Origin of the sequence: Phocaeicola dorei, from assembly GCF_013009555.1 — a bacterium.
In the GTDB taxonomy this organism is placed as follows: Bacteria; Bacteroidota; Bacteroidia; order Bacteroidales; family Bacteroidaceae; genus Phocaeicola; species Phocaeicola dorei.
The window spans coordinates 1,080,635-1,106,859 of the sequence record NZ_CP046176.1 but is presented as its reverse complement, the minus strand read 5'-3'; the positions used below and the strand labels follow the sequence as shown (position 1 = coordinate 1,106,859).

Annotated in this window: 15 protein-coding genes; 4 read left to right on the top strand and 11 right to left on the bottom strand. The window is 38.5% G+C overall.

Annotated elements, in window-relative coordinates; translation table 11 throughout:
• Window positions 1-179: 179 nt before the first annotated feature.
• The 7 genes from GKD17_RS04255 to GKD17_RS04225 are packed head-to-tail and all read right to left on the bottom strand — an operon-like array spanning window position 180 to window position 9,644.
• Window positions 180-509: a DUF2149 domain-containing protein gene (locus GKD17_RS04255; protein ID WP_007836881.1), complete on the bottom strand. Its 330-nt coding sequence runs from the start codon at window positions 507-509 to the stop codon at window positions 180-182.
• 1 nt (window position 510) lies between these two features.
• Entirely contained in the window at window positions 511-1,110 is a 600-nt protein-coding gene (locus GKD17_RS04250) for a MotA/TolQ/ExbB proton channel family protein (RefSeq protein WP_007836879.1), read from the bottom strand.
• A gap of 14 nt (window positions 1,111-1,124) precedes the next feature.
• Window positions 1,125-1,814 (bottom strand): hypothetical protein, encoded by a 690-nt coding sequence (locus GKD17_RS04245; protein ID WP_007836877.1) that lies wholly within the window; start codon window positions 1,812-1,814, stop codon window positions 1,125-1,127.
• Between the two features lie 6 nt (window positions 1,815-1,820).
• A complete protein-coding gene (locus GKD17_RS04240) occupies window positions 1,821-6,296 on the bottom strand; it encodes a cobaltochelatase subunit CobN (RefSeq protein ID WP_007836876.1) in 4,476 nt (1,491 codons plus the stop codon).
• Window positions 6,297-6,342: 46 nt separating this feature from the next.
• On the bottom strand, window positions 6,343-8,499 hold the full coding sequence (locus GKD17_RS04235; protein ID WP_007844759.1) for a TonB-dependent receptor: 2,157 nt from the start codon (window positions 8,497-8,499) through the stop codon (window positions 6,343-6,345).
• Between the two features lie 13 nt (window positions 8,500-8,512).
• Window positions 8,513-9,175, bottom strand: a complete 663-nt coding sequence (locus tag GKD17_RS04230; protein ID WP_007836869.1) for an HmuY family protein — start codon at window positions 9,173-9,175, stop codon at window positions 8,513-8,515.
• A gap of 1 nt (window position 9,176) precedes the next feature.
• A complete protein-coding gene (locus GKD17_RS04225; RefSeq protein ID WP_007836867.1) occupies window positions 9,177-9,644 on the bottom strand; it encodes a calycin-like domain-containing protein in 468 nt (155 codons plus the stop codon).
• Between the two features lie 233 nt (window positions 9,645-9,877).
• Here GKD17_RS04225 and GKD17_RS04220 point away from each other — a divergent pair, with 233 nt between their 5' ends.
• Complete coding sequence (locus GKD17_RS04220; RefSeq protein WP_007844761.1) at window positions 9,878-10,180, top strand: hypothetical protein; 303 nt, start codon at window positions 9,878-9,880, stop codon at window positions 10,178-10,180.
• On the top strand, window positions 10,177-11,046 hold the full coding sequence (locus GKD17_RS04215) for a hypothetical protein (protein WP_022185843.1): 870 nt from the start codon (window positions 10,177-10,179) through the stop codon (window positions 11,044-11,046). The genes GKD17_RS04220 and GKD17_RS04215 overlap by 4 nt, the downstream gene beginning before the upstream one ends.
• A gap of 20 nt (window positions 11,047-11,066) precedes the next feature.
• Here GKD17_RS04215 and GKD17_RS04210 read toward each other — a convergent pair whose 3' ends face one another.
• The 4 genes from GKD17_RS04210 to GKD17_RS04195 form a co-directional block, all read right to left on the bottom strand.
• Complete coding sequence (locus GKD17_RS04210) at window positions 11,067-15,308, bottom strand: hybrid sensor histidine kinase/response regulator transcription factor (protein WP_032934043.1); 4,242 nt, start codon at window positions 15,306-15,308, stop codon at window positions 11,067-11,069.
• Window positions 15,309-15,402: 94 nt separating this feature from the next.
• The gene (locus GKD17_RS04205; RefSeq protein WP_007836862.1) at window positions 15,403-17,739 is read right to left on the bottom strand and encodes a glycoside hydrolase family 2 TIM barrel-domain containing protein; all 2,337 of its coding nucleotides are present in this window, start codon (window positions 17,737-17,739) and stop codon (window positions 15,403-15,405) included.
• Between the two features lie 129 nt (window positions 17,740-17,868).
• Entirely contained in the window at window positions 17,869-19,518 is a 1,650-nt protein-coding gene (locus tag GKD17_RS04200) for a RagB/SusD family nutrient uptake outer membrane protein (RefSeq protein WP_007836860.1), read from the bottom strand.
• A gap of 15 nt (window positions 19,519-19,533) precedes the next feature.
• On the bottom strand, window positions 19,534-22,794 hold the full coding sequence (locus GKD17_RS04195; protein WP_007836858.1) for a SusC/RagA family TonB-linked outer membrane protein: 3,261 nt from the start codon (window positions 22,792-22,794) through the stop codon (window positions 19,534-19,536).
• A 404-nt stretch (window positions 22,795-23,198) separates the two neighbouring features.
• On the opposite strand from GKD17_RS04195, the gene GKD17_RS04190 reads away from it, so the two are divergent.
• Both GKD17_RS04190 and GKD17_RS04185 read left to right on the top strand, forming a co-directional pair.
• Entirely contained in the window at window positions 23,199-24,536 is a 1,338-nt protein-coding gene (locus GKD17_RS04190; RefSeq protein ID WP_007844769.1) for a glycoside hydrolase family 28 protein, read from the top strand.
• A 335-nt stretch (window positions 24,537-24,871) separates the two neighbouring features.
• Window positions 24,872-25,780 (top strand): helix-turn-helix domain-containing protein, encoded by a 909-nt coding sequence (locus GKD17_RS04185; protein WP_007836855.1) that lies wholly within the window; start codon window positions 24,872-24,874, stop codon window positions 25,778-25,780.
• Window positions 25,781-26,225 lie beyond the last annotated feature (445 nt).

Below are 26,225 nucleotides of genomic sequence, written 5' to 3'. Positions count from 1 at the left end.
TATTTGTAATAATAACAAATATCAAAGGAGAGTTGTTTCGAAATGCGTAACTAAACGGACAGACCGCTACTTGTAATCAGTAAATATTCAAAATAAAAAGAGGCGTAATACTGAATATGAAATACAGCCTACACCTCTTCGATTGAAGAAGAAAAAATCAATCAACCATAACTCCCCAATCAATCTTCGGGCACATAAATAATTTCCCCATTATCCAATTCGTATGCAATCCCCACCTTTCTACCCTTCTTTCCGCTTTTGGCATCCTGATCCTCAGAAGGTGTATAGCGGTTTATCTTCTGCCCTTCCTTGGTTATAATTTCCATGTTTTCCTTACCCGGATTCTTCACCATCGTAAAATCCTCCTGACTAAACATTTCAGTCATATTATAACGGGTAACCAAGGCTACCATTAACGCTACCGCAAACACCATCGCCACATCAAACAGATTGCTGACCACGCTCATCGGGTCACTATCCTCCTCTTTTCTTAATAAATTACGTTTCATCTCAAGCTGTATGTTTTTCAGTGAGCAATTCAGAAAGGAATTCCAGATTAGTCATATCCTGCAAATACCAGCGTTGCTTCACCTGTTGAGTTATGAAACCAATGGCACTAGAAAACAGACCAACTACAGTTGTAGCAAAAGCGACTTGCATATTGTATGCCATAGAAGCGATATCACCAGTAGAAAGTCCCACCAAAGCAGGTCCCATTGGAATCAATGTACCCATCAATCCAAGCATCGGTCCCATCTTAGTCAATGTTTTTGAAATAGCCAAATCCTTATCAGCAGTAATTTCAAAATCAGCCAACAGACGCTGCACATGTGCCGGACGGTCTTTTGACCCCAACACCCGACGGATATACACAATGACCAACGAGTTCGACTTCACTGGAAGTTTGCTTTCCAATTCGGGCAAAGTATCTATAGTCAGTGCATCAAGCTGTTGACGCAACAACGCATCTGTACGCCGAATAGCCAAATATTGCCCGAAAAAACTGCCTATCAATAATAGCGAACGGATGAAAAGAACAATAAGCAATACAACAACAGGAACTAAAAGTCCGTTCGAAATCCAAAACAGAATGTCTGATATAAGATTCATAATGTCAGTAAGTTTTAAATGTTTGTTTTTATTCGTCTATATTTATATATAACCAATCCAATGAGTCCTCCACCTGCCAGCATAATTATCAAGCCGGTCAATGCCCCCCAATCCACCTCGCTTATACCTGTTACGGCGGTACGACCATTTACAGTAGCAATAATTCCCAATATGGCGGTCAATGCATTAGTGAGGAACAATAGTTCCAACCGTAATTCCTTTTCCGGCAAGAGATAACGAAGAAACAATGTGCCTACAGAAATTAATATCAATACACCTACCGCCATACTCCATGCGACAAGAGAAAAGGAAACACCCGGAAAAGAGAAGATAAGATATACCAATCCGCTAAACAAGACAGGAAATATCAAAATACCCGGAAACCAACGTAAAGCACGGTAAGCCCAAAGAGTACGTTTCTTAACAGGACCTGTAGTAAGCACATGAACAGCCAACATACAAAAAGCCATCTGTAAGGCAACTTCCACTGTAAGCACCACCGAAGTGTCAAGCATCAATTGAGCATCTGCCAGCCAATCAGCAATCTGTGTCTTAGACTGCTGAATTGCATATGGGCACATCAGCCCCACAAAAAGGGCGGCTACAACAGCTATTGCTGCAACCGATCCTCGTTTGCGGAATGTCTGTTTCATCATAAAATTGAAACAGACCAATATCATAAGAACAACTACAATTGTTTCCATAGCCTGTTATTCCTGCATTTTTTTACGGCGACAACGCACCAATACAATTAAAACAAGAACAGCAGCCACCACTACAACACAAACAACAGTATTGCTTACCGTATTCGTCTGTTGTTCCGTACCGACTGTATTCATCTCTTCTTTTTTCATCACCATACCCTTTTGCTCTTTTGAAGCAGCAACTTCACGTATCTGACTGATGTTTTCCTTATACCGGGATGCAGTCTGTGCATCCATTTTAGAAGCTATGAACTGACGTAATTTTGCATTATCACAAACAAAACCTGAACAAGACGGTTTATATTTATTCACCAAATCGGTATGTAGTTTGGCAATATCCGCTATCTGTTGCTCGCTAGCCTGCCACATTCCTTTACGGATAGTTTCCATCATTACCGCAGTCATTTCTTCCAAAGCAGCAGGGTTCTGCTTTTCAAAATAACCCTGCACTCCCAAGTTAAATTTATCCTTTACATACACATCATATATCTCATTCCACATTTCCTTATCAACAGCCTGAGGTTTCATGACATTCCAGCCATACGTATTTTGCACAATCTCAGCAAAAGTATTAGCTGCGCCGGCCTCCCCTTTCATTTTTTCCTTAATATAAGCAGGATTGAATATTGTGGTACGACTCTCTATGCCAATAGCTTCTTTCACCTCTTGCATACGGGCATTGTTACGATTACGATAGTCGCTCAGATACGCATCGGGATCTTTACCGGTCACATTACGGACAGCAAGATTCATACCTCCCATAAACTCATACACATGATCCAGGCTTAATGCACCCCATGTATTGCTTTGACGTGGCTGAATAACCGCATCCGTACGTGTCAAAGCAGCTTCCAAAGCAAATTGGCGGACAGTTTCCCAATTCTTTTCACTACCATAAAAAGCACCCATATTATTCAAATAAACATCGGCGATTTCCTCTTCACTTTCCCAACGGTCACCAGATTGCACCATACTTTGTATACCCGTACCATAATTGCCATTCACTCCTCCAAACACACGAAAAGTAGACATTTCGCGGGCTTCTTTCGGAGTCAGACCTTTTTCTATCAATACACGTTCAGCTTCCACAACACCTGCCGCCACTTGATTTTCAAATTGATCCTCTTTAGCATTGGCAGCCATCTCTACGGCACGGTTGATAAGGAACAGGCGTGAAGCGGCAATATCTCTCAACTGCCCGCTAGTTTGCACCACAACATCAATACGAGGACGCCCCAATTCTGCCGAAGGGATCAAACGAAGATCCGTCACGCGTCCGAACGTATCACGAATAGGCTCTACACCTAACATATACAATACCTGTGCAATAGTAGCGCCACCGGTTTCTATAAATTCTCCACTCCATAATGTATAGCTTACTTTACGGGGAATAGAGTCATTATGACGACGACGATACATTTCGATAGTATTGTCAGCCAATTGTTTCCCTTTCTCCCATGCAGATTCCGACGGAGTTTCTTCAGCATTGATAGCAAAAAGATTTCGTCCCGTAGGTAAAGTATTAGGATTGGCGATAGGATCGCCACCCGGTGAAGGTTGTGTATATCCTCCATTCAACGCATTAACCATAGAGGTCAATTCTCTTTCCGGACTTTCCAAAAGAGCACTCTTATAATTACCCACATTCTTCAAAGTGCGTTCTACTTCCATGACAGCCAAAGCAAAATTTATCTCCTCTTTAGAGTATTCTTTTTTCTTGGACATCATAACTTTCATCATCGCTTCCATGCCTCCGAATTTATCACTATCCGCTTTTTCACGTTTTCCTCGAGAAGTTGTTTTCATTATAACCGTATCTTTGGCCAGTGTATTCATACCTACAGCATGGCTCTTGTACATTCCTGTTTCCATTTTCTTTAAAGCTTCAGGGCTTGCACCTATTCTTTTTGCAAGTTCCATAGCTTTCTCAGGATTCATACCTTTCGCTATTTCCTTCATTTTCTCTTTCATTGACTCAGATATGCTATTCCTTTTCGAACGTACGCTTTGGTCAGCCTGCATTATTCCACCGCTCATATCAGCATGTGTTTTAGCCTCAGCCGGAGCCTCTTCAGCTAATGCCATCATCATGGCCATCATGCCTTGGGGAGTATTACGGGATTTATTGATTTCATGTGCTTTAGCAAGTTCATCGGAAGTAATGCCAGTAATACGACAAATCAATTCGTCAGAAACCAACGACGGATCAGCCAATAAACGAGTGACCAAATCACGTGCAGGTTCCAAATAACGTTGAGTAAAAAGAGTGCGATGTTTCTCTACCTGTCCGTCCGCACGATTACGTAGTTTATCTAATGCCAACAGACTATAGGCTATCGGCTCGGTAGCCATAGCATACACACTGGAAGTAATACGAATGGGTTCGTAGGGAATCCCCATTGTATACAACTGACCTGTAATCTTCTCATTTGCCAGCTCCTCAGCAAAATTTTCTATACGCTGAATATCTTCTTCAGCATAAGGAACAGTAAGAAGACTATCCAATCCCAATTCACGATGGATGCCCAGTTTCACCGTGAGTTTCTTTACCATCAATGAAGCACGGTTCAAAGCTTCTTTATTTCCAGTAGACAGTACAGCCTGCCCATCAGCCGGAAGCAAATTATTGTATGTCTTGACAGCCTCAGTCAGTTCACGATAAATGGCGCGAACACTACTTTCCATAAAAGGTGGAGTAAGGTAAGATTGCAATCCCGCATACGAACGACGCTTAGCAATCATCCCTTCGCCTACATTGCCGATGGAATAAATATAAAAATGAGGTAATGCACCTACCAGACGGTCGGACCAGTCATTGCTACACAAAGCAACTTGTTTGCGCGGAGTGAACTCTAAACTGCCATGAGTACCGAAATGAATCAACGCATCAGCTTTAAATCCAAATTGTGTCCACAGATAAGAAGCAATATAAGTATGTGGAGGAGCTGCATTGGTTCCATGTACAACTTTAAATGCATTATCCCCACTACCGGCTGCATTCTGTGGCAAGAGCACCACATTTCCAAATTGCAAACGAGCTACTCCTAAACGGCCGTCTGAAGTAGTCATATATGCTCCGGGAAATTCACCATTAGCAGCTACTACTTCGGCATACATATCAGAACGAATGGATTTCTTTATCCAACTTTCATATTGTTCTTTTGTAATGAGTTCGGGCTTGCCGGTTTCCATAAACCGGTCAAAAGCTCCTTCGGCATACGGACCAAATACGGCTCCTTGAGATTGTATCATCTGTTCCAATTCTTTCGGAGAGGTAGGCAAACCGTCCACCTTGTAGCCCTCGCGTTTCATACGCTGCAACAAGTTATAAAGTGAAGGAACCACTTCCATACCACCCGCAGTCAGTGCATTCTGACCAGGACCCTTATAATAATAAATAGCTACGCGTTTCTCACTATTGGATTTACGCTGCAGAGTAATATAGTTATTAACTGTTTCCACAAAAGTTTCCAAGCGTTCTGGAATAGCATAAGCACGTTGTAAACCCTCCTCATCCTTATAATGTCCAAAAAGAGCGAACGGACGGATAGCTCCATCTATTTCGGGGGTAACAATACTTTGTGACATAAAGCCGCCATTCATACCCATCTTGTCACTCTCCCACTCCTCTACCAAGCGATTTACATTCAATGGGGAGAAAAGCGGTATATTCTGTTTCGCCAAATAATCTACGATATAATCGCCCATACGTCCATGCGCCATATTGATGATAGCAGACGGACGAACAGAATCAATTCCATGGTTCTGAATAAAAGAATGCATGGAACGTATAGGATAAACCATATTGCCTGTTTCCTCCAATTTAGCAATAAGTCCGGAAGGTTCACCCATCGGACCGGTCACAATAATACGCGGAGCATTCTCTTTCCACAAACCGTTGTTTTGCAGAAAAATATTGTATCCGGCTACCGTATTGAAACCCAACTCTTCGTCTTCGGGACTCTTTGGGTTCATGTGATAAAGCACATCATCGGCACGTTTCACTACGGCTTCCGGTTCAGACACAGAGAATCGTTTTTTATCAATATACACACGTACATAGTTCAGCATACTGCGATAGTTACGACGTCCTCCATTAGACAGATAATGTTTCAATGTATCCGCTTGGATGGAATCCAATGAAATAATCTTGTTTGCAGGATTGGTAGCGGCAGTAGTCAATATCGGAAGACCACCATCGGCCGCCTTTTGTATTTGCGCACGTTGCTCTTCAGTAATCCTTAATCCCATGGCATTGATAAATATCATATCATAACTGGTCAATCGGTTCAGGTCATCTGTGCTCAGTTCACTGATTTTAATAAATGAGTTGTCATTAGCCTTAGATATCTGCCCTAAACTGATTACCTGATAGTTGATGAAAGCCACTTTAGTTGCACTGAACCAAAGATTCCATACACCAAACAAAAGCAGCAAGATGACTGCTATCCCTCCTCCAATCAGTAATTGTTTCTTCTTCATATCTTTATTTAAATCACGTAGTTTATTTAGTATTAGCAGCCAAATTTCATTTGAATAATTGTTCTATATTTAATGATAAACCGGCTGAAAAAGTTGTTCCTTTAGTAGCAGGCGAATTATTATAATAACGGGAAGGAACATAATTAAACAAGTTGTCCACCGCCAAAGTCATATCAACACCTTTCCATACTTTTTGAGACAACGTAAGCTTCCACATTGTATACGCCGGATAGGTCACCTTCTCAGTTTCTTCATAAGAAGTGTTCGACGTATATTCCTCCGTATTCACCTTGGAAAGAAAACGTCCGTTCAAAGCAATATTAAACGCATAGTTCTTCCAATGCTTGTCATACTCAAGACGGACAGTAGCCGTATGCGGGCGAGTACTTGAAATGACAGGTTGCCCTTTCTTGATATTCTCATGTGTATAAGCATAAGATAAACGTGCCGACAGTCCACAAGGATATTTGGCAGAAGCATTTGCCTCGGCACCAGATATCTTGATATTTGATATATTGGTATATACCTGTCCTTTCAACGCCTCACTCCATGCCGTAGTGATACGATTATCAACTATATTATAGAAACCTGTCACCGTCAAATTATAACGACCTTTAATATATTCTGCCGAAAGAGAAAAATTATGGCTGGTTTCAGGCTTCAAGTCAGGATTACCATAAATCATAAAAATACTTGCCATATCAAAATTCATATACATTTCTTTCAAAGTAGGGGCTCGGAAACCACCGGCATAGGAACCTCTCAATGAACAGTTTCCTATTTTATACATCAGTCCTAATTTGGGAGAGAAATGATTAATATCGGAATCCGAATAATAATCAAAACGTAATCCTGTGATGACATTGAAATATTTCGTCGGGTTCCAGTCAAACTGTGCAAAACCGTCCACTGTATACTGATGTTTACTTCCATTATTGGCAAACTGATAGGACATTAAATAATCACGCATATAATCACCACCCAAGGTGAGAATATGCTTACCGACAAAAGTATGATTATAAAAAGTACGAACCGAATGTTGTACATTACTATAATCACGTACATCATTAGCATCTTGTGGCAAGTAATCGCTCTTATCATACTGGTCGAAAGAATAAGCTATTTCCAGATCTTTATCTTTATCAAATACATAATTTCCTTTCACCCCACCACTGAAGTCGCGATAACGGTCTTTACTAGTCTGTGACTTCTCACGTTCACGAAAAAAATATCCAGCACGTGCCGTCAGTTTCAGATGATCATTAGCAGTATAGACCAAACGTTCTTTGAAATTCCAAGTTTTATCACCATACACCTTTTTAAATGCCCAATCCTCCGTTTCCTCATTTGTTTTTCCATCTGCCAAATCTTTTTCATCTACTTGGGTATGCTGTACATTAGTCACACTATTGAATTTTCCGGCATTGAAACCTATTGTTCCTCCATAACGCTGCTCATTATAAGCCCCGTAACGTCCATTGAGATTCACAGTCCAAGGCTCCGCAGACACTTTACTTATGATGTTTACCACTCCTCCTACCGCATTCGAACCATAAAGTGAAGAAGCCGCACCCTTTACAATCTCAATACGCTCCACATTGTCCATATTCAAGCGGTTATAGTCTATATTATCCAAAGTCTCACCTGCCAGACGCTCACCATCAACCAGAAAAAGTATAGCATTTCCACCAAATCCTTGCATATTGAGAGAAACTTGCTGGTCCATGGAATAAGAAAATTCAATTCCCGGCAGTTCTGCCTGAAGCAAATCTCCAATATGGGTGGCATCTACTTTCTTTATTTCATCGGCAGTAATGACCCGAGTAACAATAGGAACATCTTTCAGGAGTTTCGGAGTACGGGTTCCTGTTACAACTATAGTTTCCATATTTACAGCATCTTCTTTCAGTATAAAATCAACTTTACCTGTTTTGCTGACAGACACTTTATGAGTTTGCGAGATATACCCCATGTATGAAACCTGCAGAGTATATTCTCTATTATCGGGTAATTTCAATGTGTATTTTCCCTGTGTATCCGTAGTGGTTCCCAAAGTTACTTTTTCTTTTACGGAGACTGTTGCTCCCATCAGAGGTTCTTTATTTTCATCAAATACAGTTCCCGAAATAATTCGTTGTGCTGATACTGGTATCGCCATCAGCCAACACAATATCAAGCACACGTTTCTGAGTAGTCTATGCATATCGTATGTCGGTTTACAATTCAAACGGATAAATATAGTCAATAGTCATGAAGCCTTTTACACCACTAGCATTCATATAATTTGTGAGACGAACAGCCGCATAAGTTCCATCTTTCAGCTTTACCATATAAACCTTGTTTGAAAGAGTATAGGTAGGTGGCATATTACTTTTATCAACATTCAACCATTTGGATAGTTCTTCATTATAATAGGATTCCATATAAACAATATTGCCATCCATCATACCTGACATATCAATGGCTACCTTAGCGGTAGTCCAAACATCATCCACATAGACTCCTTCGGGCATCGCACTCGCATTCTGTAAAGCGGAAAAACCTGTGAAACCGGTTTCCAATACTGCTCCAGCATTGGTTTTAACGTCATAACGATGGACAGCAATATCCCATTCCTCCGGTTCTTTCTGGTCAGAATCTGTCACATTCACAGAATCTACTTTTTGTGTATGGAAATCAATAAAAGTCCAACGTCTATAATCAGTAGCATCAATATAAATAGTACCCGAATGGGTAGAAGGGTCTGTTCTTATGAAACCGAATTCATTACTATCCGAAGCAGCAGGACTATCATATATTCCTTCCAAAATACCATCACATGCCGAGAATGGCAAAAGCATCATTCCCAGCATGGATATAATAAAGAGATATCTTTTCATGCTATTTAGTGCCTACAAAAGTCGCAGTAATAGCCATAGGCATGGCTCCCGGCTTTAGTGTAAAGATCAGATCAGCTTTTTCATCCTTAATCGTTCCTTGTAAACTTCCTGTATATTTTACAGTACCAACAGTTACATCAATAGCACTTTCCGGAAAAGTATAAGTAACATTATCGGAGGTCTGTACTTTAATTCCAGGTATAGCAATATCCGGCAATGACATCATTCCTTCACCAGCACCACCAACTAGAAGAACTTGAACAGTTCCTCCTTCTTCCGCAGTAATTTTCACCTGACTGTCTGACGTTCCTTGATCATTTCCTGATACTGAGAGTGATAATGTTCCATTGTAAGTACCAGCAACCTCCTGAGCCGGGATCACGGTATCTTCCTTTTTATTATCATCATCACTACATGCTACTGCACACAATGCAATAGCCATCATCGCTAAATAGTTTTTCAATTTCATAATACTTTTGTTTTATTGATTAATAGTTATTATTTTATGTTTTAAAATTTGTTGCAAAGTTACCCTTACTACCAAGGGTACACAATACCTAAAAATTGGGGTTTTATTGCTAATAATCACATATATAATAAAGTACACAAGTACTTATTTTTAGGTATAAAACTGGATTTTATCACCATTAATAGGTATTGTCAGTATATACTTCTATAACTAATTTTGCAAAAAAAACAAGCATGGTTAAACTGGTACATCATGAAATGCCTGTGAACAAGACACTTCATCATAGAAAGATAGAGATTCTGGCTGTACTAACCCTACTTATAGGTAGTCTGTCATTCCTTATTTACTCCTATTGTTCCCACGACGCAAATAATCCATTGTGCCGATGTTTGCTTTGCACTTTGAACCATACTCCCGAAGATGGGGAATATTTATATAATCGATACTTAGTAGTAATCAGTATCACATGGGCGGCACTTATATTCGGAACTTTATTTGTAATTTTATATCACATAGAAAGAAAGAAGAAAAAATGAAACTAAAAAAAAGAAATGTGTTTATCGGTATCACCTCATTCCTAATTGTATTGTTTACCATGCCGCTAGGACATGCATTGATGATCTTAATGGAACACCTGATGGAACCGGTAACCATGCATTACGCAACCTTTTTCATGGGATTAATAGGCTTAATAATGGTCATAACGGGCGTATTTGCCAAAGGAGATACTCAACAAACTCTTTGGGGGCTATTCGGAGGTCTGTTATTTTGGACAGGATGGATTGAATTCATTTATGTGTATTACGCACATCGTTTCGGAGTACAGCCACTCATAGTAGACGGAGAAGTGGTAACCAAACCAGAATATCTGATCATGCCCTCTTCTTTCGGATTTTGGATTATGTTCATGTTACTCTACTTATTCAATATAAAAAGCGGATGCGATTTTTTCAATTATCTGCAACGGGTATTTTTCCGCAACAGCAAAGTACAAGTAGAAATGCGTCCCATGACACGCCACACCTCACTGGTTACTTTCATGGAGCTGAATCTTATTTTATGGACCAATTACATGGTATTGCTATTCTGCTATGATGATAATTTTATAGGTGACCGCCATCCTATCACCGCATTGGTTGCATTCGGCTGCCTTGTAGGATCACTATTTATGTTCCGAAGATTGATAAATATCAGTCAATGGGGATACGCTCTCCGTTTTTCTATTGCTACAGTAGTCGTATTTTGGACTTTCGTAGAAGTTATGGGAAGATGGAATGCCTTCCACGAAATCTGGGTGGAACCAATGACATACCAATCAGAAATGATTACCATTTTCCTTGCATTTATCGTGCTAGTCACCTTTTTATGGTATAAATCCATCAAAAATAAGAAAACATTATAATCTTTCAAGCGCTCCTTTATTTATTTTTTATGCAGATAAGCCGAAGGGGGTGCTCCAAAGTGAGATTTGAAGCATTTACTAAAATAAAGAGGGTCATTCATTCCTACTTTATAAGCTATTTCACTTACATTGTATATACCCTCCTGCAAAAGTTCCATAGCCCTTTTCATACGAAGGATACGCATATATTCATTAGGTGTATATCCGGTCACTCCTTTTACTTTCCGAAAAAAAGCAGCACGGCTTACCCCCACCGCAGATGCAAAATCCTCTATAGTGAATTCCGGGTTGTCCAATTGTTTTTCCAAAATAGTCTGCAATTTTTCACCAAATTTCCTATCCAGTTCTGTAGAACATAAAGCCTGACTTGTCATAGCAGGGTCATTAGAGAATTTTCGTTTTAACTTTTCCCTCTGTTCAATAAGTTGAAATATACGTGCTAATAACAATCTGGAACTGAAAGGCTTCGTTATGTATGCATCCGCACCACTTTCTACCCCTTCAAGTTTATTTTCCGAAGTGCTCATAGCAGTCAGCAAAATAATGGGAATATGACTGGTCTCAAAATCACGTTTCAGTTTACGTGTCACATCAAAGCCATTCATACCAGGCATCAATACATCACAAATAATCAAATCTACCTCAAAAGACTGAGCTTTTTGTAAACCGGAAAGCCCATCCGGTTCACTTATGATCTCAAAATAAATACCAAGTTCCGTTTCTAAAAACTTACGCACATCTCCATCATCTTCTATTATCAATATTCTTTTTTTATTCAAAGGGTCCGGGGTCACTGAATCATGATTTACTGTTAAATAGGTATCACACTGCTCATGAACAAACGATTCTTCCTGAAGGATGCTTGATACTAGGAAATCGTTTTTTCCATAAACACTGGAATCTAACGGTAAGATAACAGTAAACACAGAACCACCTCCCTCATTTTCATCAAATGAAATGCTTCCTTTATGTACATTTACCAGTTCATAAGTCAAATGTAAACCGATTCCCACACTGTTATGTGAAAAACCACTTTGCATGAAACGGGAAAACAGCTCTCCTTGCTTCTCCTTAGGAATCCCTACGCCGTTGTCACTAACCGATATAAATAATTTCCCCACTTCCTCATTAACGATAATTGCAAAAACAACCTTTCCTCCTTTAGGAGTATATTTTAAAGCATTCGAAAGAAGATTATAGACTATTTTATCCAATTTACTTTGATCAACAAACATCTTATAAGATGACGTAGAAGGAGCAAAATGAAAATCAATCTGTTTGTCATCTGCCGTTTCCTTGAAACTTCGATAAATATCATAAAAGAACACCATCACATCTGTTTCTTCCAGCATCAAGGAAAGTTTATTGTTCTGCATTTTACGAAATTCCAACAATTGATTAATCAGACGAAGCATCCTATTCGTACTTTTATTCATCAACTGTATGGGATAAACCATCTCTTTGGGAATCTTATTCAAGCTCTCTATTTTTTCCAAAGCTCCCTGAATCATTGTCAACGGAGTACGGAATTCATGTGAAATATTAGTAAAAAACATGAGTTTGTACTCTGTCAACTGTGTTTCTACCTGAATGCGATTCCGTAAATTATTGAAATTCCGTATCAAACAAAAAGCAACATACAACACAATAACAACGACAAGAAAATAAAAAAGATAAGCCCAAGTGGTTTCCCAAAACGGAGGCGTGATAACAATATTGAGCACAGTTTCTTCATCACTCCATATCCCAGCAGAATTACATGCTTTTACATGCAGATGATAAGTGCCGGGAGAAAGATTTTTATAAGAAGCAAAATTCAAAGAAGAAGGGGTACTCCATTCATTATCAAAATGACTCAATTTATAAATAAACCTTGAAGGAAATGCCAAAGAATAATCCAATGTTGAAAATTCTATAATGAATGAATTCTGGTCATAATCTAATTTTATATTCTGTGTATAACTTAACGCCTGTGTCAAAGGAGAATCCTTCTCACCAACCTGTACTGTGATTCCGTTCACTTTCAAATTAGTTAGAATAACATTCCGGGTCATAGGAGATGAAGTTACTTTCAAAGGATCAATGACTATGACTCCATGATTTGTTCCAAATAGCAAAAGTCCATCTTCAGTTATGGCAGCGCCATGTTCGTTATATACATTTCCTTGCATAGAAGCTGAAAAGAAGAAATTTTCAAAAGTTTCCGTATCAGGTGAAAAACGAGATAAACCATACTGAGTGGCAATCCATATTTTTCCAGTCTTATCTTCGATAATAGACTCTACCATGTTATTGACCAAACCATCAGTTGTGGAATAATGGACAAATTTCAAGTTCCTATAATCCTCACTAGGGTTACAAACAGAAAATCCGCCTCCCAACATTCCTATCCACATACGATTCTGACTATCACGAAAAATACATTTAATTTCATATCCGGGCAAATCTCCATTTTCATAATTATAAAGTTTATAATTATGAGCATCAGCAATAATGGAATCTCCATAAAAAACACATAATCCCTTATTAGTTCCTACCCATAACCTTTTTTTATTATCCTGAGTGATCATCCTGACTTCCTGCAAACGACCGGATCCAGTCAGGAACTTACGAAAAACATACCTGTCTTTTCGTGAAACCGCCAAATTCAGTCCTCCCCCAAAAGTTCCTATCCACATCCTATTTTTATCATCACGATAAATATCGAATATATTCTCATGTGCCAATGACAAGGTATCACCTGCCATTTTATGATACCAACGTCCGTCAATACATAAACCCATCGTACGGGTTCCCAACCATAATTTACCATCTCCATCACAAGAAGCCGCATAAATATAATTGTATGGCATCTTATAACAAGATGCAGCCTCCAAATTTTTATCATAAGCGTAAACATTCCCTTGACGCGTACCAAACCAGAAACCACCATCGGGCATCTTTACCACTGTACGTATAGCATTCACATAATCATTTATACTCTCATGTTCCGGATAAATACGATAAGATCCTTCACTTAATACGGACAAAAGTGTAACACCGGCAAACTCCGATCCTACCCATACATTTCCCGAGTGATCGAGTAATAAGCTATGCAGAAAATTGGAATGAACTAGATTTTTACCAGTCTCCTGATAAGTGTAATGGCTGATTATATCTTCTTGGGGATTATACACAAATAAACCATAGCCAAAAGTAGATATCCATATCAATCCTCTGTTATCCTGTATTACTTCATAGCGTTCCTCGGCAGCAGGCATCATCTGAGCGGCATCTATCAATGACAGTATTTTACATATTCCGGTTTCCTTCTGAAAATAATGCAACACACCGGTCTGATTAAAAACATAGAAATCCCCCTGATTATCTCTGACAAAACGAGCGTTGGGGATATTAATCGGGTTGTCTAATCTTACCTGCCGGGTAGATAAATGAAACCTGTAACTTCCTTTTGTTGTAAAAAGCCACCAATCATCTTTCGTGCCAAAATGAGTAGTAAAATGAAAGTCAACGTCATCCTTTCCGATTCTTTGAACAAAATGTAGTTTTTCATCCTCATCATAAACATAAATATCACCATTATCAGCAAGAAAAAAGCATGCGTTCTCATAAGAAAATGCTGCTCTGAAATTATGCATATCAGAAATTACTTCGATTTTGTTTCTTGTTACTTTCACCAATCCTTCCTGAGTACAAATCCAAACATTCCCTCTAGAATCTTCAATCAAACTATTCACTTTATTAGAAGGTAGTTTGCCATTTTCACATTGAAATGTCACAGAGGAAAAATGTTCATTTTCAAATGAAATCTTTCTGCAACCTTTTTGTCCATCCCATAACCAATTATCACCATTAGCAGTTTCTACACGATAAGCATAAGCTTGGTCGTGTTCCCCACATCCTGTAAAATCCACAAAACAATTATGTCTTAAATCATAGCAACTGAATACATTTGAAGTAGAAAGCACCCATAAAAAACCATTTTTATCTTCATCAATCTTCTTGACATGATAATCCGCTAATGAAATCGGACTATCCTTTTCCGGTAACAATGTTATAAAAGAGTGACCATCATACCGGCTCAGTCCATTAGTGGTACTAATCCAGATAAAGCCTTTCTTATCTTGAAAAATATCTCTAATTGTATTATTGGCCAATCCGTCACTGGATGTAATATGAATAGATTGTATATCAATAACTGCATATGCATTCCATTCCAGACAAACAAAGAAGAGCAACAAAAAAAATATACGATTTTTCATATCATTCGGTTTAACATCAGAATAATACCGCAAAATTAAAAAAGGTATTTTAAAAGTGATTTTTAAAATACCTTTTTTAATTAGGAAGCCTTTACTAACCAACAAGCAGAACAAGTTCCTGCGATGCCATTCCTTCGACCTCCACTTTTACTTTGAGCTGTCCCCGCATACGCCCTGCCTGTACTACTATTTGGGCACGACCCAAATAAGTGGGTAAAGTATGACTGCTAAAACGTTCACTACGACGCATCTCGCCACTATCTATCCCCATCAAACGTCCGTTACCCTCCACGGTCACTTTCACTTGTCTGTCATCTATCCGTATGGGGATGCCTTGTTCATCATATAAATTCAAAGAGATATGAGATAAATCCTGCCCGTCAGCCTTTAACTGTTCCCGATCCGCTTTCAGAGTAAAACGGACAGCTTTATTTCCGGAAGTCTGTATACTGTCACGGCACACTTCTATCCCATCTTTATACCCTATCACCACCACCTTACCCGGACGATAAGGTTGATTCCATTTAATCGTATTATTTATATAATCCCGTGGCTTTCTAGGTCCATATACCTTTCCTCTAGGATCTATCAACATCACTTCGTCACAATTAGACGGCGTTTGAATCTGCATGACACGCGCATCCTGATAAGGAAAAGTCCAATCGTGTACCATTCCCGGTGCTTGCCAATGGTCTTTACCCGGATCTTCATCCAAATTATAATCTATGACATAAAGTCCCAAAAAAGGCTTCTCATTCCACAAAGCCCGAAAATATCCTCCTCTAGGTTTTTCAGACATACACATGTCAAACGGAGCAGAAGGCCATCCCTTACTAGGCCAACCTGAACTCTCCCCAATATAATCCACACCGGTCCACATGAAAGAGCCACAAATATATTCATGTTCCATTACATAATTCCATGGATTTTTCTCATCATAATCACGTGAATCAAATTCACGTATGCTACTATAATAAGGATAGCTCTCACTGATCAGGCAAATACGTTCCGGGTATTTCTTTTTATCATAAATCAACCGAGGTTCCATATAATTATACCCTAGTACATCTGTCACCGAAGCAAATTTATCTTCAAATCCCGGCTGCAAAGCGAGCATAACAAGACGGCTCGGATCCAGTTGATGTACAAAATCCTGCAACATACCAGCACGTTCAATCCCTGTATCATCTTTTAATTTTGCCTCAGCCAACTCATTACCTATACTCCACAAGATAACAGAAGGATGATTACGGTCACGAATTACCATATCGCTGATATCCTGCTGCCAGCTAGAATCAAAAAATTCTTCATAATATCCCGATTTCCATTTATCAAAAGCCTCATCTATAACCAAAAAGCCAATAGAATCACAATAGTTAAGAAATTCCGGAGAAGGAGGATTATGCGAGCAACGGATAGCATTCGTGCCAAATTCCTTTAAAATAAGCAAACGGCGTTCATAAGCCCTATCCGGTACAGCCGTTCCCAAACATCCTGCATCCTGATGAAGGCACATGCCTTTCAGCTTAAGATGTTTGTTATTGAGAAAAAAACCCTTGTCTTTATCAAATTTCACTGAACGTATTCCAAAAGGAGTCAGATATTTATCAATTGTCTTTCCTCCTTTTTTTATAATGGTTTCCACCGTATAACGATAGGGAAAATCCAAATCCCATAATTTAGGATGGCTGACTAACAAATTCTGAACTACTTCAGCTGTTTTTTCTTTATCAAGTTTCAACGTAGTCCGGGCCATCACCTCTTTACCTTCTGCTTTTACAATTTTTCCATCACCATCCAACAGGCGTTGCTGGACAATCACTGTTGTCGGTAACTCCATGGAGTTTTCGATAGTAGTGACAATCTTGACCGTTGCCTGGGATTCAGTTATCTCCGGTGTCGTAACATAAGTTCCCCACATTTTTACATGAATAGGGTTAGTCACTTGCAACCAGACATGCCGATAAATGCCGGAACCAGTATACCAGCGAGAAATTTCTGAATGATCTACCTTGATTTTCAAGTCATTACTCTCTCCATATTTCAGGAAAGGGGTCAGATCTGTTTCAAACGAAGTATATCCATAACGATGATAAGCAATCTCCTTTCCATTCAAAAAAATAGTAGCTTTATGATAAATACCATCAAAAACAAGACTAACTTTTTGATTTTTGTAACTCGCCGGAATCATAAAAGATTTGCGATACCAACCTATGCCACCCGGCAAATAACCACTCGCTCCTCCTGCTTTTTCATCAAAATCCAACTCCACACTCCAGTCATGCGGTAATTGTACCTCTCTAAAATCTCCATTTTCTCCTAATCTAAACTGCCAGTCAAAGTCAAAATTCTGCCGAATGCGATTAGCAGCCCCCGGCAAATCAAATACAAATATGCACAAAATGGCAATAAGCAACTTTTTATTTTTCATAAATAATCTACTTCTCTATTTTCCGATAAAAAGAGGGTGTGCCACATAACAAAGCAATTATCAAAAATAGCTTTTGACACACCTCTTTACCTTTTCACCTTCAAAACTAACTTTGTTTAACTTATATACTTAATATCCCTCATTTTGTTTATATAATCCCGGAGTCACATTTAATTGATTCAATGGAATAGGATATAAATAACGTCCTGTCTTTACATTATTCTTATCGGTACCATCCGGATTATGATAACTATCAAATAAACTTTGAATTTCCGTTTGCCATTCCCCCCAACGCACCAAATCAAACCAACGCACTCCTTCTCCCATTAATTCTATTCTACGCTCCCGTTTTATCAATTTCAAAGCATCTGCAGCACTTACCGTATTCACCTCATCACAACCGGCTCTTTTACGGATATCATTCACATAAGCTACAGCTTCCATTATTTTACCTTCTTCAACCAATAACTCAGCATACATCAACATCATATCTTCCAAGCGTAAAATAGGAAGATTTACAGGCCAGTCATTATCGTCTTTCATTGTGACTTCCGGAGTCAGTGACATCCCAAGTTCCGCTATCTTCCGTTTACTAGGCATAAACTTATAAAACATTGATTTTGTATAAACATCCACTTGCGAACCATCTTCCAAAATCAATTTCTCTTTTGTATTCGTATAAGCCGGATAATTAGGCTCTGCCTCATATCCTGTCAGAACAGAAAAACCATTCCCTCTTCCATCTTTTTTCCCATCAGAATAAATTTTATCAAATTCATACATCAAACTCTTTTCCACATAAATTTCATTTCCAAAGATTCTTCTATTCGTATAGGAAGGAGGTAGAGCCATACTGAAATTAAACAAAGCGCTGTTGCCTGTTCCTCCCGTACGATACTGAATAGCAAAAATAGAGTATTTATTATAATAATCCGTGCTCGGCATCCACTGCTTTCTCCATTCATCAAGTGTCGGAGCCCAATATTTATTCTGATTGGATTTTGAGTAATTCAACACAATTTCCAATTGCTTTTTAGCTAATATCTTGGCATCGGAATCATAATATGGGAAACCCGCCAAAGTCATATACACACGTGCCAGCATAGCTTCTGCCGCCATCTTGTCCGCACGCCCCTGCAATACAATCGAAGTTCCATTCGCACTCACCATATTTTCTTTTAGAGGAAGCATCGTCTGCGCATTAATCAAATCAGGAACCACTATATTATCCAAAACTTCCCGTGCAGACGATTGAGGTACTTTCTTCACTTCACTAGGCGATAAAGGAGCATCAATAATCGGAACATTACCAAAAAGGCGTGATAACTCAAAATAAGCCCATCCTCTCAGAAAATAGACTTCGCCCATAAACTGCTTTTTAATCTTATCATTCGATTCAAAGTTACATCCTGCTATTTTGGCAATAGCAGTATTCGCATCATAAATTACTTTATACCATGTATTCCATACACTATTAAAAGTTGCCAAATCACTGGTAGCTCTGAATGTGCTTATCTCTGAAAAATCTCTCAACCCATTAGGTCTTGGTTCTGTCCATGCATTATCCGAACGACATTCAGACATCAATAAATACTCTGAATTGGCAAGTTCACGCAAATCGGAATAAATACCTACCACCCCTTGTTCAGACTGACTGGGAGTCTGATAGAAACCATCAGAGGTCATTAAATCAGCAGGAGGAGTTTCCAAATAATCATCGCACGACATAACAAAGAACATCAATGCACTCAATTGCAATATATTTTTTAATTTGAACATAGCTCTATATTTTTATTAGAAATTAACGTTGATACCCAAAGTGTAAATTCTCGGTGAAGGATAACCACCATAGTCCAATCCCAAAGCACTGCTACCTCCGGGTGAGGAACTGGCTGCCGTATTGGCCGCCTCCGGAGAGTACCCTCCATAATAACTATCCCATTTAGCCAGATTTTCAATGGATACATATACACGTGCATAGGAAATAAATTTAGGATTAATAGGTAATTTATACCCCAAAGTCAAATTCTTGATACGCAGATAATTGGAAGAATATAACCATCGGGAGTCTAACGTAGCACCTGTAGTAGAACTTAAAATATAAGGTACTTTTCCATTGCCCGGCTCATCTTCCGACCACCATGCCTCTCTCCAATGTCCTAAAGCATTCCCTTTAGCCCCCATACCCGGACGGTCAATGGCACGTCCCAATACACCAAAAATCTTTCCTCCTGTCTGAGCTGTCATCAAGATAGACAAATCAAAATTTCTGTAAGTAAAAGTATTCGTCATTCCAAATACTAATTTAGGAGTAGGACTACCTAAATAGTCCCTGTCATTATCTTTATCGAACACACCATCATTATTTACATCTTTGTATCGGATATCACCCGGTACAATTTGTTTTCCTTCAAAAGTAACCGGCTTTCCTCCATGGGCAGCACTATAAGCATCAATTTCAGCTTGATTTTTCCATACACCTATTGCATCATACATATAGAATGTATTAACAGGCTTTCCCACAGTCAGAATATTAGACGGATTGTTCTTATCAAATCCCGAATATACCGGAGTATTATCTTTCCCTAGAGCTTTCACCTCATTTTTATTATATGACATATTGAATGACGTACTCCATGAAAATTTTCCTGTGAGATTATGCGTATTCAATTCGATCTCAAAGCCTTCATTATGGATATCTCCTAAATTATCCCAAACGGTAGTAAAACCGGAAGCTCCTTCCACAGGTACCTGATATAACAAATCAGTCGTATTCTTGGTATACCAATCCAGCGACAATTGAATTCTATTATTGAAGAATCCTAAATCAAGCGCAACATCAGTACTATGTGTTTTTTCCCAACCTAAATCAGCATTACCTAAAGAATTTGCCTTATAACCGGGAGCACCTGCATAATTTCCTGCAGACAAAGTAGGATAAGCAGCCGTGTTACTGATAGAATTATTACCGGTCACACCATAGCTAGCCCTCAGCTTCAATGTATTCCACCAAGACATTCTCCAATTTTTAAAGAATTTCTCATTTGACACTAACCAACCTCCGGAAACAGCCGGAAAGATGCCCCACTTATTGTTAGCTCCGAATACGGAACCGCCATCATAACGCAAACTACCGGACAACATATAACGTTCTGCATAATTATATTGCAAACGTCCAAACACAGACAACAATTTATTGGCTGTTTTCTCTGTTACCGTATTAGTTCCTGCTGTAACTTTCGAACCATCAAAGGAACCTGTTATGGCATCATTGGGAAATGGTTTGTTAAAAGATTGGGCCGTACTGAAACCAAGATTACTCTGTTCGGAAGAAAAACCCGCCATTACACTAATTCCATGATTGCCAAAAACATGGTCATAATTTGCAAGAGCCTGCAAAAGAGTACTCCATTTTCTTTCCGTATTATGCCCCCCCGAAGAGTTTTGTCCTTCTCCCTGCGCCCAACTACCGGTTGTACTAGTGTACTTATAATCATTTCCATCCAAATCATAATAATTAGCCGAAGCAGAAAGTTCTACCCTGAAATCTTTAAACGGAGTGATACGTACGAAAGCATTCCCAACCAAACGCATCATTCTATTCTGTTTGATATTCTTCTCCATATTATAAACCGGACTCGATGTGCTTCCCGCCCAAAGATAATAGGGATTCGGATCAACATTTGTCATATATCCTACCCCCGGTTCCGATACCGGTGTAGCATACAAAGCCTGATGTACCTGGGAATCCTTACCATTTGCCTGTCCGGAACCATCCTGCACAATATACGTAGGAGCCATATTCATACCTATTGTAAGATATTTGTTTATCTTTGATTCAATATTGGCACGAAAAGAGAATCTTTCATATCCCGTACCGGTAACGATACCAGCCTGATTCATATATCCACCTGAGAATAAATAAGATGTGTTTTCCGTCCCTCCCGAAACATTCAAACTATAATCCTGTACGATAGAGTTACGAAAAAACTCATCCTGCCAATCCAACAGGCTAAGTTGTTCCGGATTGGGAGTATAAGTATGCGCATTCCTCATGTCATCTCCCAAATAGTTAAACCAACGTTCATCAAAAACAACCAGATAAGAGTTTGCCGTACCTGCCTGAATTCCGAGATTAGACAAACGTGTGGCATTATCATCCTTTATATTGGCACTAGTCAAACCCAATTTCTTCGCTTCCTGCAAATAGTTTGCATCATTCCATCTCAATTTAAATTCCATCCATTCCGTCGCATTAAGCACATCCATTTTTTTCTCTAATGTCTGTACACCGAAACTAGCATTGAACGCCACCTTCGCTTTTCCACTCTTACCTTGTTTAGTACTAACCAAAACAACTCCATTGGAACCACGTGAACCATAAATCGCAGCAGAAGCAGCATCTTTCAAAACTTCTATGGAAGCGATATCCGAAGGATTCAATCCGCTCAACGTATTCATAGGCACCCCATCAACCACATAAAGTGGATCGGAATTTGCATTGACAGAAGCCGCACCGCGGACACGGATCTGCATATCGGCTCCCGGCTCACCTGTTGTATTACGTACTGTCACTCCAGCCAATTGACCTTGCAAAGCATTCTCTGCACGAGCCAAAGGACGATCCTCTATTGCCTTAGAATCCATTTTGGCAACCGCACCCGTCAAAGTGCTTTTCTTAACCGAGCCATATCCTATGACTACCACCTCATCCAATGTCTCAGTATCTTCTGACAATACCACCTTAATATTGTTCTGTCCCTTAACTGATACATCTGAAGTTTGATATCCGACAAAACTAATCTGCAAAATGGCATTGTCGGCCACATTCCTCAAAACAAAATTACCGTCAAAATCGGTAATCGTACCATTAGTAGTACCTTTCACCAATACACTGGCACCAATTATGCTCTCCCCTTTTTTATCAAGCACCACGCCCGATACATTCTTAACCTGAGCAAACAGGGTCATCGCAATTACCATAAGAATACCAAAGGAAAGCATCCTTTTAAAAGAATGCATACTTCCCGATAGTTTGTTCTCCGAGTCTTTCATTTGTAATTAATTAAAGTTATACATAAAATCTAATCCCTTCATTTCTTCATCAAGGAACATGGCAAAACTAGATATAATGCCATGAATAAAAAATAGCCGGAACAGCCACAAACCTCTGAAAATATGGAAAAGAATCTACATAGATGGAAAATAGTATAAACAGGGCAAAAAGCGCGATTTATTCAAGCTTTTATAAGTTTGGAGAAACGACTGTGCAGATAAAAAAAGCTCCTAAATTGTTCTTTCCAGACTAAGGAATCTCTCTATATCACAACCATCCGCCTTAATGAAAAGAATCAAGCCGTACAATTTTCCATTGAATAAAACAATAAATACAGATACAATTGACTGTTATTGTTTTTCTTTGTCATCCACATAATATGAACCAAATGAAAAACTTATTTATGAAACAATTACTATCACTCCTGTTATGCTTGAGCATAATAGTACCCTCAATGGCAAAAAAAGAACAAAGAAAACAAAATGTGTTTCCTGATGGTACTCCTATCTCCGAATGGTTTCTCCAAACTAAAGTGGTCCATCCTGACTCCTTAGGAAAAAAATACGACCTTTCCGATTATGGAATTGAAAGCAATCCCCATATCGTTCAAACACAGAAAATACAAAAGATCATAGACGAAGCGGCAGCCAATGGCGGTGGGGTCATTTACATCCCTGAAGGAATTTATAAAAGCGGTTCCCTCTTTTTCAAACAAGGGACTCATCTTTATTTGTCAAAAGGCGCCACCTTACTAGGTAGTGAGAACATTATGGATTTCCCTCTCCTCATGACTCGCATTGAAGGTGAATACTGCAAATACTTCGGTGCATTAATCAATGCCGACGGGTTAGATACCTTTACAATTAGCGGCAAAGGTACAATTGACGGAAACGGCACTCCCTACTGGAAAGCTTTCCGCCTACGTCGCGAATGGAATCCTCAATGTACAAACAAGGACGAAATGCGACCACGCCTACTTTACATAGCTCATTGCCGTAATGTGCAGGTTGCTGATGTGACTTTACAGAACTCTCCTTTTTGGACCAGCCATTATTATCGCTGCGATAAAGTGAAATTACTCAATCTACGAATTTTCTCTCCTATCAAACCTATAAAATCAGCTAGTGCGGACGGTATAGATATGGATGTATGTACCAATTTTCATATTAAAGGATGCCGGTTTACTGTAAATGATGACGCCATCTGCTTTAAAGGTGGAAAAGGACCTTATGCCGATCAGGATACTTATAACGGTCCCAATAAAAACATTCTAATAGAAGATTGTTTCTTTGATCATACTACTGGCAGTTGCATGACTTGTGGCAGCGAGTCCATCCATGTCTATAATGTATTAATGCGCAATTGCAGAGCAGAAGGCGGTAATGAACTACTTCTATTGAAAATGCGGCCTGATACTCCGCAACACTATGAATACATCACAGTAGAAAATGTAAAAGGCTTCTGCAAGGCTTTACTAGGAGTTTCGTCATGGAAACAATTTTATGACTTGAAAGGAAGAACAACGATTCCTAAATCCTACGGAAGCCATATCACGATGCACAACATAGAACTGAAATGTGACAAATTTCTAAATGTGAATAAAAATGAAGCTGAGTATGAGTTATCCAATTTTTCATTTAAAGATGTAAAGATCGAAACTAAATTTTCCCAATGGAATAAAGATGCTTTTCACAATATTCGTATGAAAAATGTTATAGTGAATGGCCAATACCAGCAATAATTTAAATTTAAGGATCTTTTCCTTATTGTTATCTTGTAAACAATAAGGAAAAGATCCTTAAATTTTTCTCCATTCCAAATCACTTATTTACATTCACTCATAAAAAATCAGTAAACATCTTCCACTTTATAAGCTACTATCCAAAGCATCCGGCCTTAAATACCTTATAATTTCATATGTTGATAAACTCTTTCTTAAACAGAAGATTCAATTTCATATTAGCAATGATTTAGTTGCATATTCCTTCTATAGCTTTAAAACATTTTAAATATCAAGTTATATTTGCCTGGGATAGATATATCAAAACTTTTTTTATCTTAAAATGTTTATAATATATGGAAATGCTATTTTTACTAAAGAATTTATACCGTGATCCTCTTGCACTATCCAGATTCAGCCAATTCAGATATCTTCATATAGGCAAGGGAGAAATTATCCAAAATCTGAATGAAAACCATGAATTCCAAGTTTGTTTTGTACTAAAAGGATCTTTATGTCTCTTCAGAGATCAAATGGAATCAATGCCTCTGATAGCAGTGCAAAATGAATTTTTCTTTATCAGCAGCTTACATAAATGTAAAATCAAAACAATGGATGATGTACAACTCGTCATCCATGCATGTAATATTGTGGCCCCTTATCTACATAGCAGAATAATAGAATATCTACAAGACATATCCATCGAAGAAGTAAAACCGGTAGAAGTTCTTCCCATTTATCCGTTAATACGTTCCTACTTGGATTTGCTGGTCGATTACATGAAAAATGGAACAGAAATTCCCGACTTACATCGAGCCAAAGAATATGAGCTGTTCTCATTATTTAAAATTTGCTATAGCAAAAACGAAATTGCCTCCATTTTCCGTTATGCCCTTTCGAATGATCTTCAGTTTTTCGTATCCGTCATGACACATTACAAAGCTTGCAGAACTGCCAAAGAATTAGCTATTCTATGCGGATATAACGACCTTATTTTCACACAGTTATTCAAAAAAAACTTTCATGGAGATACACCATATCAATGGTTACAAAAGCAAACATCTTATGAAATTGAATTCAAGTTAAAAGAAAGTACCCTACCCATCAAACAAATAATGTTGGACTATCATTTCAAGACATTTTCCCATTTTACGACCTACTGTAAAAGGAATATTGGAGCCACTCCTAACGAAATACGTAAAAAAGGAGAAGAATCAAAAGGTACACCTCCTCTCGAAACATATTCTGTTTCCGCAAACGATTAAACAAACATCCCGCATCCTAAAGATTATGAATATACTTATCTCCATCATACATACTGAAGCTAAGAATAAGTTTGTTTCCTGATCTCGGTATATGGATCTATTTTAAGAGTTTCTATACGTCATATAAAAACAAATATCACAAAACTTAATCATAATCCACCATCAATATATGAAAAAACTTATCACATATACTCCTTATGTAAAATCATATGAAGTATCTACCATTTAAAACTATCCAAAAACGAACATTAAGAAAAATAGGAAACCTTTTTATGCAGATATAAAAGAAAAGATTGATTATATGCAAACAAATCTTTTAAATACGCAACTTCTTTTTAGCACCAAATATAGAACTTTGCACCTAAATAAAATGTGAATATTATTATAATGTAAATCGCACACAGTAGAATAACCTAAAATATAAAATTGCATGAACACCCCCGAC